The organism is Faecalibacter macacae, assembly GCF_003687725.1.
In the GTDB taxonomy this organism is placed as follows: domain Bacteria; phylum Bacteroidota; class Bacteroidia; order Flavobacteriales; family Weeksellaceae; genus Empedobacter; species Empedobacter macacae.
The window spans coordinates 12177-28527 of sequence record NZ_RDOJ01000006.1 but is presented as its reverse complement, the minus strand read 5'-3'; the positions used below and the strand labels follow the sequence as shown (position 1 = coordinate 28527).

Genomic DNA, 16351 nt, shown 5'->3' with positions numbered 1-16351 from the left:
TTTTTATGCTACATTATTTACATATTCTTTCTCTAAAATTCCATCAACTACACGATCTACTTGTTCAATATTCTTTTTTAAGTAAATAGTGTCTTCAATTTCATCTAATTCGTAGAAATTTACATTTTTCTTAACCTCGCTTAATTTTGTATAAAAACGACGAAGCTCACGTTTATCGTAATTCGAATCATTTTTTACATAAATAACGTGAATATTAGATTTAATTAATTGTGCGACTTCTAATATATGATGTCTGTTTCTACTAATATCTACACTGTAAAAGACAGATTTAATAAACTCATTCTTCGCAATTGGCTCTTTTACTAACCAATTTTCTGTAATTGGCGAACTTGCGATTGAGATCAAATTTAATACTCGTTTAGGGAAAAGTGTTGTCATTTCCCAAGCAATTCCACCACCTAAATCTGCTCCGATCACCGCGAATAATTCATCAATTTCTAATTCAAACAAAGTCAACCAAAACAAAACAGCCACATCTCTTGCCGATATTTTATCAAAAGGCAAGTGATCGTATCTTATTTCTTTAGCGACTTCGTTCCCTGGAATATCAATAGAAATGACAGTATATTCTGATAAATCTATGGATTTATCCTTACCAATAACTCCATCCCAATGAAACATACAATCTGAATCACCGTTTAAGGAGTGATTAATCAAAATTACAGGTGCCGTTCCGATTGGTAATCCATACTGACGATATGTTACCGATACATTATTTACTATTGTATTATCCTCAAGCGGCCAAACTGGGATTGTGATTTGATTTAAAGTTTGCATTGTTTTAAATTTTAATGGTTGTTTCTGTTTAATGATTTATTCAAAAAAAATCCTCGTTAGATTAATATCTGACGAGGAAATTATAGTATCATAAAAAATAAAGTTCAAATTTATATACACGAATTTTCCACGTCTGGATTTGGCGTCCATACCTGCTTGCAAATTGACATATATAACGAATTAAATTTCACTTTTCCTGTACTTTTCTTATTCAAATGTAGGTATAATATTTTTATAAAAACAAGCATTTTTCGTTTTTAAACGAATTATTAACATTTAAAATAGTTTAAAATAAATAATATTAAACTTATTTATCCTTTATGATTTACATTATTCAGAACATTATTCTTTAAATCTTGCAATTCAAATTGAAAATTTTTCTATTTAAGTTTAAATTTTAGAATATTATTATAATTATAAATTTATTAAAATTTTAAGCAAAAAAAAATGCTGATTAAACAATCAGCATTTAATATATAGTAATCTTAATTAGATTATTTGTTTTTCAAAATTTCGTGGAAAACAGTTTGAGCTGAAAAAATACGATTTGTAGCTTCGTCAATTACAATAGAAACGTCAGAATCTAAAACTTCATCAGAAACAACAACATTACGACGAACTGGTAAACAGTGCATAAATTTTCCGTTGTTTGTTAAGTTCATTTTTTCCATTGTTACTTGCCAATCCTTATCTCCTTCGTTTGCTTGTCCGTAGTTTTCGTAAGAAGACCAGTTTTTAGCATATACAAAATCTGCATCTTTTAAGGCTTCGTCTTGGTCGTGCATAATTGTAGCACCTTCTGTAAATTTAGAATCTAACTCTAATCCTTTTGGTTGTACAATTGTAAAATCAACCCAATCTACTTTAGAAAACCATTCTGCAAACGAGTTAGGTACAGCTTGCGGTAAACGACGTGGATGCGGAGCCCAAGTCATTACAACTTTCACTTTTTTAGCTGGTTTAACACCTGGCGTATATCCTGTTTTTTCTGCAATTGTAATTAAATCTGCAAAAGATTGTAAAGGGTGTAACGTTGCACTTTCTAATGAAACTACTGGTACAGATGATAACGATTTTACTTTATTAAACATTACCTCTTGGTAATCTTCATCACGATCAACTAATTTAGGAAATGTACGAACTCCTAAAACATCACAATACGCACTCATTACTTGGATTGCCTCTGTAATATGTTCTTGCGAATCTCCATCCATCACAGTTCCGTCTCCCATTTCTAAAGTCCATGAATCTGCACCTGCATTTAAAACCCATGCATTAGCACCTAAATTATAAGCTGCTTTGATAGAACTTAAACGAGTACGTAAACTAGGATTGAAAAAAATTAAACCAACAGTTTTATTTTTACCAACTTCTTGTTGTGCGAACGGATTAGCTTTAATTTCTAAAGCTGTTTTTAATAATTCGTCGATGTTCTCTACATCATTAACCGACGTGAATTGTTTCATAGCTGTAATTCGTTATGTTTATTTGTTTTGCAAATTTACTTTAAAGTATTGATGTTTGCTGAATTTTGAGTATTTATTTTTTATCTTTCAGATAAATTAATTTAGTTCTGAAACACAAACGGTTTCAACTTAAAATATGAAAAAAACTCTACTAATTACTCTTTCTATCATTGTCTCTACATTTTGTTTTGCTCAAAATATTTCAAAGGAAAATAATCTGATAGAATTAAAAAAAACGCAAGAAAAATATCGAAATTTTGATAATAAAACGGAACGTGAAATTTATGATCGACACTTTAAATCTTTAGAAAATAGAATTGAAAAAGGATATTCAAAAGATCTATTTATTTTTGATAAAAGTTATAGAAATCTCATTCAAAAGATCTTTTCAGAAATTAAAATTGCAAATAATTCGTATCAAATAAGCGAGCCTAATTTTTTTATTATTAAAAATAATGGTGAGTTATAATAACCCATCCTATTTTATGTTTACACAGTTTTTTGGATACTGCCTTCTTCGTCATTATACATAATATACATATCTTATTACCTATGAATTTATTGATTAGAACTAAAATAAAAATCACTATTTTAAGATAATTAAAATAATAAATTCTCACGGTATACTTTCGGAACACGAATATTTATTCCCAATTCTTTATTCAACTGCTCTACAAAATAAGTAGCATACAATTCTTCTTTTCCTGTTAAACCTTGATGAATAAAGAAATATACATTTTTAAGACCTGCATTTTTCAGCTCTTTTATCCTTTCTATCCATTCATCTAATCTTGTATAATCAATGGGAGAATAAGCACTTACAAAACGTACAAATAAGTCTGGAGTTGTTAATCGCATATGCAAAATATCTCGTCTACCAGGCGTATCCACAATAATATTTGTGATATGATTATTTTCTAATAATTGAACATATTGATTGAAAATCGTTTGATCTTCAAACCATTCTTCATTCCTAATTTCGATCGCCAAAGGATAACCATTCGGAAAATTTTGCACAAACTCAGCTAAACGATCAAAATCCTTTGGTTTATAATTATCATGCATTTGTAAAAATGTCATACCTAATTTTTCTTCAAACATGGTTACAGCATCCAAAAAAGCAGTCAATTTTTCTTTTACATTTAGTAATCGACCATAATGGCTAATACTCTGAGAAATTTTAGGAAAAAACATAAAATCATCTGGCGTCTTATTTTTCCAAGTAATAACTTGTTCTTTTGTTGGTGAACGATAAAAGGTTCCGTTCATTTCAATCGAATTAAATTGAGTTGAATAATACGTTAATTCGTCTTTCGTTTTAGGTGGAAAAAATCCTTTCAATTCTTGTTTTGCCCATCTTGCACCACCTACATAAACCCCAAAATCTTCATCAATTGGATATCGTTCCAAAACTTGAAAAGTATCTGCATGTATTGGTGGTAATGTAAAATCTACTTTAGAAACGTCTTCTACTTTTCCGAACTTCATTCAATCTAAATTTTTCCGAAAAATACTCATTAAAAGTCAATAATGGGACAAAATGTCAGAAAACCTTGATTGGTACTTGATTTGAAAAAGAAATAGCATCTTAATTATAAAAAAAACAAAATATAAAATGAGCAAAGGAAGTATTAATGTATCGGTAGAAAATATTTTCCCGTTAATTAAAAAGTTCTTATACAGTGATCACGAAATCTTTTTACGTGAATTAGTTTCAAATGCCACTGACGCAACTTTAAAACTAAAACACTTAACTAATATTGGTGAAGCCAAAGTTGAATATGGTAACCCAATGATTGAAGTGAAAGTAAATAAAGAAAATTCTACTTTACATATTATTGACCAAGGTCTTGGAATGACAGCAGCAGAAGTTGAAAAATACATCAACCAAGTTGCTTTTTCAGGAGCTGAGGAATTTATCAACCAACACAAAGATGCAGACGGAATTATCGGTCACTTTGGTTTAGGTTTCTACTCAGCATTTATGGTAGCTGATAAAGTTGAGATTATAACTAAATCTTATAAAGACGAGCCTGCTGCTCATTGGACATGTGATGGATCGCCGGTGTTTACTTTAGAAGTTTCTGATAAAACGAATCGTGGAACTGAAATTATTTTACACGTTGCTGAAGATTCTAAAGAATTTTTAGATGATTATAAAATTCGTGAACTTTTAACAAAGTACAACAAGTTTATGCCTGTTCCGATTAAATTTGGAACACGTAAAGAAACTTTACCATTACCAGAAGGTGCTGCAGAAGATACAAAACCAGAAGAAATTGAAGTAGATGATATCATCAACAACCCTACTCCTGCTTGGACTAAAGCGCCATCAGAATTAGCTGAAGAAGATTATCAAAACTTCTACCGCGAAATGTATCCAATGCAGTTTGAGGATCCATTATTCCACATTCATTTAAATGTTGATTATCCATTTAATTTAACAGGAATTTTATTCTTCCCAAAATTAGGAAACAACATTAACATTGATAAAGACAAAATTCAATTATACCAAAATCAAGTATTCGTAACAGATGAAGTAAAAGGAATTGTTCCTGATTTCTTGATGTTATTACGTGGTGTGATTGATTCGCCAGATATTCCATTAAACGTTTCTCGTTCTTACTTACAAGCGGATGGAGCAGTAAAGAAAATTTCGGCTCATATCACGAAGAAAGTAGCGGACAAAATGGGTTCTTTAATCACTCAAAATCGTGATGATTACGAACAAAAATGGAACGACATTAAAGTTGTAATCGAGTACGGAATGGTAACTGAAGATAAATTCTATGAGAAATCTGACAAATTTGCTTTATACCCAACTACTAGTGGTTCCTACTATACTTGGAATGAATTAATTGAAAAAATTAAAGATAACCAAACAGACAAGAACAATAAAACTGTAGTTTTATATGCAACAGATAAAGATGCACAAGATCAGTACATCCAAATCGCAAACGAAAAAGGATATGAAGTTATTTTCTTAGATTCTCCTATCGCTGCACATTTAATTCAGAAATTAGAAGGTTCTAAAGAAAATGTAACTTTTGCACGTGTTGATGCGGATCATATCAATAATTTAATTGATAAAGATGAAGTTAAAATTTCTAAATTATCTGATGAGGATAAAGAAAAATTAAAAACTCAGATTACTGAAGGTATCAATAATCAATCGTACACAGTACAATTAGAGGACTTGTCAGCTTCTGATGCACCTTTTATCATTACACAATCAGAATTTATGCGTCGTATGAAAGACATGCAGGCTACCGGTGGAGCTGGAATGTTCGGAATGGGTAATTTCCCTGAAATGTATAATGTTGTAGTCAATTCAAATTCTGAATTAGCTACACAGATTTTAGCAAAAGAAAATCAAGAGAAAAGAAATGAAGTTATTTCTCATGCTTTAGATTTAGCAAAATTATCTCAAGGATTGTTAAAAGGTAAAGATTTAACAAACTTTATCAATAAATCTTTCGAGAGTTTAAAATAAGTTTTAAAACGAGCATAAATAAAGAATCTCAATCAAATATGATTGAGATTTTTTATTTCTAAAATATATTATTGAAGTGTTAAACTTTAAAAATCATGAGGTTATAATTTGCAAAACATGATAATTATCACTAATTTTACTACAAGAAATAAAGTTAGTAGTTCTCATACTTTAAAATTAATGAGGTTTTAAAACAGAACATTTATTATTAATTTATTTCGAAGTTAATACGAGATTTTAATATGTAATAAAGATAGTTTCTTTAAATGAAATTATTTTCATTATCAAATTTCGGGAAGGATTTCAAGAAATTGAAATCCTTTTTAACCAGAAGTTCATTTAAATTGTAGTAAAAATAATATTCAGTGTCAAAATAATACTCTGTAATTAATAGTTGTTTAAAAACTATAATAATTATTTTGTTCATAGTTACTACAATACATTTATATATAGAACTTAACAAATAATATACAACGAGTATATTATTTGGAAAGGATTTTAAGCAATTGAAATCCTTTTTTTAACCTGATTCGTTCTTTAATTATTGTAGATTAATTAGTTTAACTTGACTTATCAAATAATATCTAAAAAGTATGTATTTATAATGAGTTTTTATCATCAAACCATTAAATGTAATTAATCAAATTATCATACAATTAATTAAAATGAACTATATACAAAATTTAAAATCATAATTATTTTGGTTAAAATTTTGGGAAGGATTTCAATTATAAAGAATTGAAATCCTTTATTAAAGGTTCAATTTAGAATTGTGAAAAAATAATACAAGCCGCATAAAACAAATGTTTAAAACATTTAAAATTGTGTGAATGTAAAGAGATAATTCATTCAGACGTCTTATTTATTTAATATTATTATATTATTTTTTATTAAAAGCAATTCAATTATATATTTGAGCGTTACAAAAAAGTATTACCAAACGGTAAATAATTTTTTGTTGAGGATTTCAATCAAATTGATTGAAATCCTTTTTTTTTACATAAAAAAAGGTGTAGAAAATCTACACCTTTTTAAATTATAATAATATTATTTATTATGCATGTTCTGGAGAAACAATTTTCGCAGATAAGAACTCACGGTTCATACGAGCGATATTGTCTAAAGAAATTCCTTTCGGACATTCTACCTCACAAGCTCCTGTATTAGTACAGTTACCAAAACCTTCTAAGTCCATTTGAGCAACCATTTTCTGTGCACGACGAGAAGCTTCAACTTGACCTTGTGGTAATAAAGCAAACTGAGAAACTTTAGCTCCTACGAATAACATCGCAGAACCGTTTTTACAAGTTGCAACACAAGCACCACATCCAATACAAGTAGCAGCGTCGAATGCTTCGTCAGCAGCTTTCTTGTTAACAGGAATAGCGTTAGCATCTACTGTACGTCCTGAAGTGTTTACAGAAATGTAAGCACCTGCTTGTTGGATACGGTCGAAAGATGAACGGTCAACAATTAAATCTTTAATAACTGGGAATGCAGCAGATCTCCATGGCTCGATATAAATCGTCTCACCATCTTTGAACATACGCATGTGTAATTGACATGTAGTTGTTCCTGAATCTGGTCCGTGTGCTTGTCCATTGATGAATAAAGAACACATACCACAGATACCTTCACGACAATCGTGGTCAAAAGCAACTGGCTCTTTTCCTTCTTCGATTAATTGCTCGTTTAATAAATCAAGCATTTCTAAAAATGAAGAATCAGTCGAAACATCTTTAAGAGAATATGTTTCCATTTTCCCTTGAGCATTAGCGTTTTTTTGACGCCAAATTTTCAGTGTAATACTGATTGTTTTTGATGATGCCATATTAATTTTTGATATTTTGACATTCAGTTGAGCTCGAAAATGAGCTCAACCAAATGATTTTATTATTTATAACTACGAGCTTTTAACTCAATATATTTATACTCTAACATTTCCTTGTGTAACACCTCTTTGTTGATGTCAGCACCTTGATATTCCCAAGCAGCTACGTAAGCGAAATTTTCGTCATCACGTAAAGCTTCTCCTTCTTCTGTTTGGTAATCCTCACGGAAGTGACCACCACAAGATTCATTACGGTGTAAAGCATCAATCGCCATTAATTGACCTAACTCTAAGAAGTCAGCAACACGCATAGCTTTCTCTAACTCAGTATTTAACTCGTCAGCAGATCCAGGAACCATTACTTCTTTGTAGAATTCTTCTCTTAAAGCAGCAATTTCAGCGATAGCTTCATTTAAACCTTGTTTGTTACGAGCCATACCAACTTTATTCCACATAATGATACCTAAACGTTTGTGGAAATGATCTACAGACTTAGTACCTTTATTATTGATAAAGAAGTTTAATTGATCTTTAACTGATTTTTCAGCCTCGTCAAATTCTGGAGAATTTGTTGGGATTTTACCTGTACGGATATCAGCAGATAAGTAATCAGCAATAGTGTAAGGTAATACGAAATAACCATCAGCTAAACCTTGCATTAATGCAGAAGCTCCTAAACGGTTAGCTCCGTGATCAGAGAAGTTAGCCTCTCCTGCTACGAAACATCCTGGAATTGTAGATTGTAAGTTATAATCAACCCATACACCACCCATTGTGTAGTGAATAGCTGGATAGATACGCATTGGATTTTCGTAAGGATTCTCATCAGTAATTTTCCAGTACATTTGGAATAAGTTACCATATTTCTCCTCGATCCATTGTTTACCTAATTTTTCGATTTCGGCATCTGATGGATGTTGATCACCATTAGCAAAAGCTACCTCACGACCTTTTTTCTTGATTTCGTCAGTAAAGTCTAAGTAAACTCCTTCTCCTGTTTCGTTTGCCTCAATACCATAACCAGCATCACAACGCTCTTTTGCAGCACGAGATGCAACGTCACGAGGTACTAAGTTACCGAATGCAGGGTAACGACGCTCTAAGTAGTAATCTCTATCTTCTTCTTTAATATCAACAGCTTTTAACTTTCCTGCACGGATTGCTTCAGCATCTTCTTTCTTTTTAGGAACCCAAATACGTCCAGAGTTACGTAATGACTCTGACATTAACGTTAATTTAGATTGATTTGTCCCATGGATTGGAATACAAGTTGGGTGAATTTGTACATAACATGGGTTTGCGAACAATGCACCTTTTTTGTGAATTTTCCAAGCTGAAGTTACGTTAGATCCCATCGCGTTAGATGATAAGAAGTAAACGTTACCGTAACCACCTGTAGCGATAACTACTGCGTGAGCTGAATGTCTTTCAATCTCACCTGTAATCATGTTACGAGCGATGATACCACGAGCTTTTCCATCAACAATTACAATATCCAACATTTCGTGACGGTTGTACATCTCGATTTTCCCTAAGTGGATTTGGTGATTCATTGCTGAATAAGCACCTAATAATAATTGTTGTCCTGTTTGTCCTTTAGCGTAGAAAGTACGAGAAACCTGTACACCACCAAAAGAACGATTATCTAATAAACCACCGTATTCACGTGCAAAAGGAACCCCTTGCATAACACATTGGTCAATAATATTACCAGAAACCTCTGCTAAACGATAAACGTTAGACTCACGAGCACGGTAATCACCACCTTTAATTGTATCGTAAAATAAACGGTAGATAGAGTCATTATCTCCTTTATAATTTTTAGCAGCATTTACCCCACCTTGCGCAGCAATAGAGTGTGCACGACGTGGAGAATCTTGGTAACAAAATGCTTTAACTTTGTATCCTAACTCAGCTAAAGTAGCAGCAGCAGAACCACCAGCTAAACCAGTTCCTACAACAATAACATCAATTTTATCACGGTTGTTTGGAGCTACTAAGTTTAAGTGAGCTTTGTGCTCGCTCCATTGATTTGCGATATCTCCTGTTGGAGTTTTAGAATTTAAAATACTCATTTTCTATTGATATTATAAGTTATTAACAAAATGGTAAACTGCGATTACGATGAATAATGCAGGAACTAAAATTGAATACCATTTTCCGAAAGCAACTAAACATGGAGTATATTTTGGGTGACGAGCTCCAATAGATTGGAAAGCTGACGCAAAACCATGTTGTAAGTGTAATGATAAGAACACGAATGCAACTACATATAATACTAATGTAACAACAGAAGTAAATACGTGGTTCACGTGATCCATAAAGAAGTTACCTTGACCAAAATTAGGATCAACATTAACATAGTGTGCGTTAATTGTAGGAACCCAAAATTGCCATAAGTGAACTAATAAGAATAATAAAATAACAGCACCAGAGATAATCATATTTCTTGACATCCAAGTTGCATTAGCAGCTCCGTTATACTTAGCATAAGCAACCGGACCACGTGCTTTTTTGTTTTGTATTTCTAATACAAACCCCATAACGAAGTGATAAACCACCCCAATTAATAAGATAGGTTGCAAAACAAATTGTACAATTGGGTTAGCACTCATGAAAGCCGAAACTTCATTAAACCCATCAGGATAAACCATAGATAATAAGTTTATCACTAAATGCTGTAATAAGAACACTATTAAAAATAGGGCTGAAATAGCCATAGCGAACTTCTTACCAATCGAAGATTTTAGTAATGATTCATTTGCCATAAAGCAATACGTTTTATTTTTTAGATATTTCCACAAATTTAATCAACCTATAACTCTATTCACAATGAAATATATCATTTAAAGCCGTGTTTAGCTTAGTTTAGAACGATTCTTATTAAGATGTTAAATTTATTTTAAAACTTCTATAAAAAAATCACGTTTTATTATTGTATATATATAATTTTTAATAAATTTGTCACTGATAAAGCCGTAGCTTTTTCATAGGTTTAAGTTAGTTAGGAAAATCTCCATGTCTTCGGATATGGAGATTATTTTTTTTGTAACAATTTGTAAATTTACACTACTAATATATTCAAACAAAGATCAATTGTTGGACAAGGCTACAAAATTTACTGAATTAATAGAAGATAATCAAGGGATTATTCATAAAATCTGTCGTATATATACAGATGATGAATTTTCTCACGAAGATTTATTTCAAGAAATTGTATTACAGCTTTGGCGCTCTTTCGATAGCTTTAAAGGAAATTCTAAGTTTTCAACTTGGATGTATCGTGTTAGTCTTAATACTGCAATAGTTTTAATACGTAAAAAGAAGAGAACTATTGAAGTTTCTTCACTCGAAAATCAACTTTTTAATATTAAAGCAGATGATATTGACGCTGAAACAGAAGAAAGACTTCAGCTGCTTTATGCTGCAATAAAAATGCTGAATGATGTTGAAAGAGCATTAGTCCTCCTCTATTTAGAAGATTTACCATATAAAGACATTGCTGATACACTTGGAATATCTGAAGTTAATGCACGTGTAAAAATGAATAGAGCTAAGATTAAATTAAAAGAATTAATCACTAAAATGGAGCAATAATGGAGTTAGATGATTTAAAATCGGCATGGAAATCAATTCCGGACGAAAAAAAATACGATAGAGATACTATTTTTAATATGTTGAAGAAAAAATCATCTTCAACAATACAATGGTTTTTTAAATTTACTTTAGTTGAGTTTATATTAGTTATATTATTCACCGTTATATCAATTTTTAAAGGAAAGCTAATTAACGGTGAAGAATTATCTTTAGAGAATACTCTTGTTTATAGAAACTACATTATTGGATCTGTATCTACAATTATATTCACTTTCTTTTTTTTAATATACAGTTACAATACCTATAAAAAAATCAATGTAAATGACTCTGTTAAAAACTTGATGGATCATATTATTAGATATAGAAAAATGGTAAATATTTTTATTTTCTTAATAGTAATTGCACTTATATCTGTATCTATACCTTATTATTTTGAATTAGGTAAAAATATTTATATCGATAAAATTGGTAATAGTTTCAATATAGATAAAGCAAACACAGTTGGTTACATAGCTGTAACCATAGCTATAATATTTATCTTATTAATTACTTCTATCTATTATGGAATAATTTATTGGCTGTTTTTAAGAAAATTATCTAAAAATTTAAATGAACTGAAAGATATTAAGTCATAATACTTTAATTTTGTACTAAATGTTAGCGAGAGTAAAACATATCGTCTTATTATTATGTATGCTGGTTTCTGTAAATCAGTCTGTACATATATTAAGTCATGTTTTCTCCTCTCATGAAGATTCTCAATCAGAATTAGTTCATATTAATGATCACAAATGTCAATTGTGTCATATAGATGTTCAATCATTGATTCCAGATTCTGATTTCGAAAATTTTCATTGGATTGAAGCATCAAAGCACGCTATCACATATTTTTATACTATTCCGCAACAATATAAAGTTGTTAATCAATATTTTAGTCTTAGAGCACCTCCTGCATTGATATAAATTCAATTTTAAATTATTTTTTTTTTATATCTAAATCAAGACGTTATGTCATTTTCTTTAAAAAGTGCTGTAATTGCTGCAATCATGTGTAGCAATGCAAACGCTCAACATACCATTACAGGTCAAATTATTGATCAAAATCAAAAACCAATTCCATTTGTTACTATAGAATTTAATAATGAAGCTCATCAAACAGATGCTTTAGGTAAATTTTATGTTACAAACTTAACTAATGGAACGTACAACTTATATATTAATGAACAAGGATACTCTCCTATTCATAAACAAATAATCATTAACCAATCTCAAAATTTACAATTTGTATTGGTTCATGACCATAGTTATTCTTTAAATCAAGTTGATGTTATTGCACATAAACACGATTTTACAACTGGAAATTCTGAACATATTGATCAAAAATATGTACGAGAAAATTATGCAGGATCATTGGCTAAATCTTTAGAGAATATGGCTGGTGTAAATGCATCTGGAATTGGATCTGCAGCTTCAAAACCAATCATTAGAGGTTTAGGTTTTAATCGACTTTTAGTTTCTGAAAACGGAATAAAACAAGAAGGACAACAATGGGGAGCAGATCACGGTTTAGAGATTGATGCTTTAAATATTGAAGAAGTTGAAGTAATAAAAGGTCCTGCTACTTTAGAATATGGAAACGAAGCTATTGCCGGAGTAATTCGAATCAAAAACAATCAAATCCCTACAAAAAATAGTTCAAAAACAAATTTAGGTTTAATGTACCAATCGGTTAACGATAATTACATTACCTCTATCAATCATCAAACTCGTGGCGATAAATTCTTTTATAAATTAAAAGGAACGTACAGCGATTTTGCTGATTACAGAACAACAACTGATAAAATTAGATACCTTGATCGATGGATGCCGATTTACAATAATCGTGTAAAAAATACGGCAGGTCAAGAAATGAATGTGCAAGGACAAGTTGGTTATGTAGACCAACAATTCCGTAGCATTTTAACGGTTTCTAATGTCAATCAAAAAATGGGATTTTTCCCTGGATCGCACGGTGTTCCTTCGTTGGACAGACTTACACACGATGGAAATTACAGAAATGTAGATTTTCCACATCAGAAAGTAAATCACTTTAAAGTTATTTCTGAAAATGAATTTAAGATTGATACTAAAAATTTAATCAAGTTCAATTTTGGATACCAAAATAATCATCGTCAAGAAATTAGTGCTTTTCATACACATTACAGCAACCAAGAAGCGCCAACAGTTGACCCTGATTTAGAATTAGATTTCAAATTATCTACTTACGATGCGCAAGTAAAATTTGAGCATACACACAACCAAAATTTCAAAACAATTATTGGTGGTCAAACTCAAATTCAAGACAATAGAATTGCTGGTTACAACTATCTTTTACCACAATATAATAGAAATATTTATAGTGGATATTTGATTGAGGAGTTTCAAAAAGCCAAAACATGGAAAGTAACTGCCGGAATACGTTTTGATTATGCAGATTTTGATTCGAATGGTTATTTTGATGAAACATTGTATAATTATTTAATCGGAAAGGAATACGCTCCTGCTATTGCGAATTTCTATGCTGAAAGAAGTCAAGATATTTCTCGTTCATTTACAAATTGGAACGGAATGATTGGTGCTACTTTTCAACCAAATGATTTTTGGGATTTTAACCTAAATGTTGGAACAAACTTTCGTTTACCAACTGCGATAGAATTAGGATCAAACGGAATTCATCACGGATCTTTTAGACACGAACGTGGAGATGCAAATTTAGATTCAGAAAAAGGATATGCTATTGACTTTAAAGCAACATATCACAAAAATAATTGGGATATTGCTGTTAGTCCTTATGCCTATTACTTTAGTAATTATATATTTTTAAAACCTTCAGGACAATTTTCAATATTACCACACGGAGGTCAAATTTACCAATATACGCAAAGCAAAGCTTTACTTACAGGTTTTGAAGTGAATGTAAAAAAGCGATTCACAGATAATTTAGATGCACAAGTTATTTATGAATTCGTTAATAATCGTCAGCTAACTGAGGATAATGAGTTAAGTTATTTCTTACCATTTACTCCACCAAACACATTATTTTCTAAAATAGATTATCGAATTGATCAACCAATTTCAATTTTTGACAATTTCGAATTTAATGTTTCTGGGCGATATGCTTTCGAGCAAAGTAACATTGCGCAAAACGAAGACATTACCAAAGATTATTTCTTATTGGGTGCAGGTATAAAAACAAATATTTTAATCAATAATTTCAAAGCTACTTTAACTGTACAAGGTTCTAATTTATTGAATAAAAAATATTACAATCATACAAGTTTTTACCGCGCTTTACAATTACCGGAACAGGCAAGAAATATCCAAGTTATGTTGAGTATTCCTTTTGGTAAATAAGAATGAAACAAAACACTAAGCAAAGAATTTTAGTTTTTTTCAGTAGCATTATTCTATTGCTACCGATTACTAATGCGCTTCACTTTGTTTTAGTCGATCATACCGTAAATCAAGATGCTGGAATAATAAAAGTATCTCATCAATGTGATGATTTTATTCTGAATCAAACCTATACAATTCATGATTTTACATTAGAAATTGAACAACCAATTTGGCTCGACTTTTACTACCATTTTAATGTCAATTATTTAAAAAATTATCAATCGAAATTCTTGGTTGATATTAATAATAAAGGTCCTCCAAATTCTATTTTGATTTAGAAAACCAACAAACCTTTATTTTAAATTAATTACAAAACATTAAAAATTTAAACAATGAAATCTTTTTTCAAAACATTAATAATAGCTGCAACTCCAATCTTAATCTTATCATCTTGTTCATCGGACGATGATAAATTAGATACAGAAAAACCAAAAATCGTATTAGGAAAACCAACAGATCACCAAGCATACGAATTAGGTTCGACTATAGAAGTACAAGCTATTTTAACTGATAATGTAGAATTAGGATCTTACAAAATCGATATTCATACAGATGGTGATGGACACGAGCATAGATCGATGACTACAAATTGGGATTATTCTGATACTGGAGTGATCGAAGGAAATAAAGAATATATTTTAAATAAAACTATTCAAATTCCAGCGGGCGATATTACAGAAGGGCATTATCATTTAGGTATTATGGTAATTGACAAAGCAGGTAATGAAACTGAATCATACATCGAAATCGTTGTAGGAGAAGATCACCACCATTAATCAAAATAAATTATCACAAAGGCTCGGAAATTCCGGGCCTTTTTTGGTTATAAAAATGAAAGTTTTGTTATTTTAGCAAACATCAAATAAAATACAATGATAATTATTGCAGATAGTGGTTCAACTAAAACGGATTGGGTTGTTTTAGACGAATCTCAAAATGAAGTATTCAGAACAAATACAATTGGTTTTAATCCATATTTTGTTACAAGTGTAGACATTACAACTGAAATAGCTAAAAACGAAGAATTAGCAAATATCGCATCAGAAGTAAAACAAGTTTTCTTTTACGGAGCTGGAACATCTTCTGAAGCAAACAGAGAAATCGTTCGTATCGGTTTAAATGGTTTATTTACAAATGCAGAATTTGTTGTAGATCATGATTTATTAGCAGCTTGTTATGCTACTTACATGGGAAAACCTGCAATGGTTTGTATCTTAGGTACTGGATCTAACTCTTGTTACTTTGACGGTAAAGAAATGAGAGAAGAAACTAAATCTTTAGCCTATATTTTAGGTGATGAAGGATCTGGAAACGACTTAGGTAAACGTATTTTAAGAGCGTATTTTACGAAGAAAATGCCGCCACATTTAGCAAAAGCATTTGACGATTATTACAAATTAACTGTTGAAGAATTAAATAAAAACGTATATCAAAATAAATTTGCAAACGCATATTTAGCTTCTTTCAATAAATTTGTTGTTGAACATAAAGATGATCCATTTATCCAAAAAATCATTTATGATGCAATGACTGGATTTATCGAATTTCAAATTTTACCTTACGAAGAAGCTCGTAATTCAGAATTAAACTTTATCGGATCTATTGCACATATTTACGAACCAATTATTCGTTCAGTTGCTGCGCAATATCACTTAACTGTTGGTCATATTATCCGTAAACCGATTGATAATTTAGTTGAGTATCACAAAAATTATTTAATCAACGCTTAAT

At 30.6% G+C, this 16351-nt stretch carries 15 protein-coding genes; 9 read left to right on the top strand and 6 right to left on the bottom strand.

Annotation, left to right across the window (positions count from 1 at the left end; all coding sequences use genetic code 11):
- Window positions 1-3: 3 nt before the first annotated feature.
- Window positions 4-798 (bottom strand): alpha/beta fold hydrolase, encoded by a 795-nt coding sequence (locus tag EAH69_RS05845; RefSeq protein WP_121934250.1) that lies wholly within the window; start codon window positions 796-798, stop codon window positions 4-6.
- Window positions 799-1292: 494 nt separating this feature from the next.
- Window positions 1293-2264 (bottom strand): N-acetylornithine carbamoyltransferase, encoded by a 972-nt coding sequence (locus EAH69_RS05840; protein ID WP_121934249.1) that lies wholly within the window; start codon window positions 2262-2264, stop codon window positions 1293-1295.
- 136 nt (window positions 2265-2400) lie between these two features.
- Here EAH69_RS05840 and EAH69_RS05835 point away from each other — a divergent pair, with 136 nt between their 5' ends.
- Window positions 2401-2733, top strand: a complete 333-nt coding sequence (locus EAH69_RS05835; protein WP_121934248.1) for a hypothetical protein — start codon at window positions 2401-2403, stop codon at window positions 2731-2733.
- 131 nt (window positions 2734-2864) lie between these two features.
- Here EAH69_RS05835 and EAH69_RS05830 read toward each other — a convergent pair whose 3' ends face one another.
- Complete coding sequence (locus tag EAH69_RS05830; RefSeq protein WP_121934247.1) at window positions 2865-3752, bottom strand: DUF72 domain-containing protein; 888 nt, start codon at window positions 3750-3752, stop codon at window positions 2865-2867.
- Between the two features lie 127 nt (window positions 3753-3879).
- On the opposite strand from EAH69_RS05830, the gene htpG reads away from it, so the two are divergent.
- Window positions 3880-5757, top strand: coding sequence for a molecular chaperone HtpG (gene htpG / locus EAH69_RS05825; protein WP_121934246.1), 1878 nt, complete (start codon window positions 3880-3882; stop codon window positions 5755-5757).
- Window positions 5758-6811: 1054 nt separating this feature from the next.
- Here the strand turns inward: htpG and EAH69_RS05820 are convergent.
- The 3 genes from EAH69_RS05820 to EAH69_RS05810 all read right to left on the bottom strand — a co-directional run bounded on the left by EAH69_RS05820 (window position 6812) and on the right by EAH69_RS05810 (window position 10356).
- Window positions 6812-7588: a succinate dehydrogenase/fumarate reductase iron-sulfur subunit gene (locus EAH69_RS05820; RefSeq protein WP_121934245.1), complete on the bottom strand. Its 777-nt coding sequence runs from the start codon at window positions 7586-7588 to the stop codon at window positions 6812-6814.
- Window positions 7589-7650: 62 nt separating this feature from the next.
- Complete coding sequence (locus tag EAH69_RS05815; protein ID WP_121934244.1) at window positions 7651-9663, bottom strand: fumarate reductase/succinate dehydrogenase flavoprotein subunit; 2013 nt, start codon at window positions 9661-9663, stop codon at window positions 7651-7653.
- Between the two features lie 12 nt (window positions 9664-9675).
- Window positions 9676-10356: a succinate dehydrogenase cytochrome b subunit gene (locus EAH69_RS05810; RefSeq protein ID WP_121934243.1), complete on the bottom strand. Its 681-nt coding sequence runs from the start codon at window positions 10354-10356 to the stop codon at window positions 9676-9678.
- 328 nt (window positions 10357-10684) lie between these two features.
- Between EAH69_RS05810 and EAH69_RS05805 the strand changes: the two genes are divergently transcribed.
- The 7 genes from EAH69_RS05805 to EAH69_RS05775 all read left to right on the top strand — a co-directional run bounded on the left by EAH69_RS05805 (window position 10685) and on the right by EAH69_RS05775 (window position 16350).
- The gene (locus tag EAH69_RS05805) at window positions 10685-11185 is read left to right on the top strand and encodes an RNA polymerase sigma factor (RefSeq protein ID WP_230466730.1); all 501 of its coding nucleotides are present in this window, start codon (window positions 10685-10687) and stop codon (window positions 11183-11185) included.
- Entirely contained in the window at window positions 11185-11820 is a 636-nt protein-coding gene (locus tag EAH69_RS05800; protein ID WP_121934242.1) for a hypothetical protein, read from the top strand. Before EAH69_RS05805 ends, EAH69_RS05800 begins: the two co-directional genes overlap by 1 nt.
- Window positions 11821-11839: 19 nt before the next feature.
- Window positions 11840-12148, top strand: coding sequence for a hypothetical protein (locus EAH69_RS05795; protein ID WP_121934241.1), 309 nt, complete (start codon window positions 11840-11842; stop codon window positions 12146-12148).
- A 45-nt stretch (window positions 12149-12193) separates the two neighbouring features.
- Window positions 12194-14578 (top strand): TonB-dependent receptor, encoded by a 2385-nt coding sequence (locus EAH69_RS05790; protein ID WP_121934240.1) that lies wholly within the window; start codon window positions 12194-12196, stop codon window positions 14576-14578.
- 2 nt (window positions 14579-14580) lie between these two features.
- Entirely contained in the window at window positions 14581-14898 is a 318-nt protein-coding gene (locus EAH69_RS05785) for a hypothetical protein (RefSeq protein WP_121934239.1), read from the top strand.
- A 54-nt stretch (window positions 14899-14952) separates the two neighbouring features.
- Window positions 14953-15396, top strand: coding sequence for a DUF4625 domain-containing protein (locus EAH69_RS05780; protein ID WP_121934238.1), 444 nt, complete (start codon window positions 14953-14955; stop codon window positions 15394-15396).
- A gap of 96 nt (window positions 15397-15492) precedes the next feature.
- Complete coding sequence (locus EAH69_RS05775) at window positions 15493-16350, top strand: BadF/BadG/BcrA/BcrD ATPase family protein (RefSeq protein ID WP_121934237.1); 858 nt, start codon at window positions 15493-15495, stop codon at window positions 16348-16350.
- The last annotated feature ends 1 nt before the right edge of the window (window position 16351 follow it).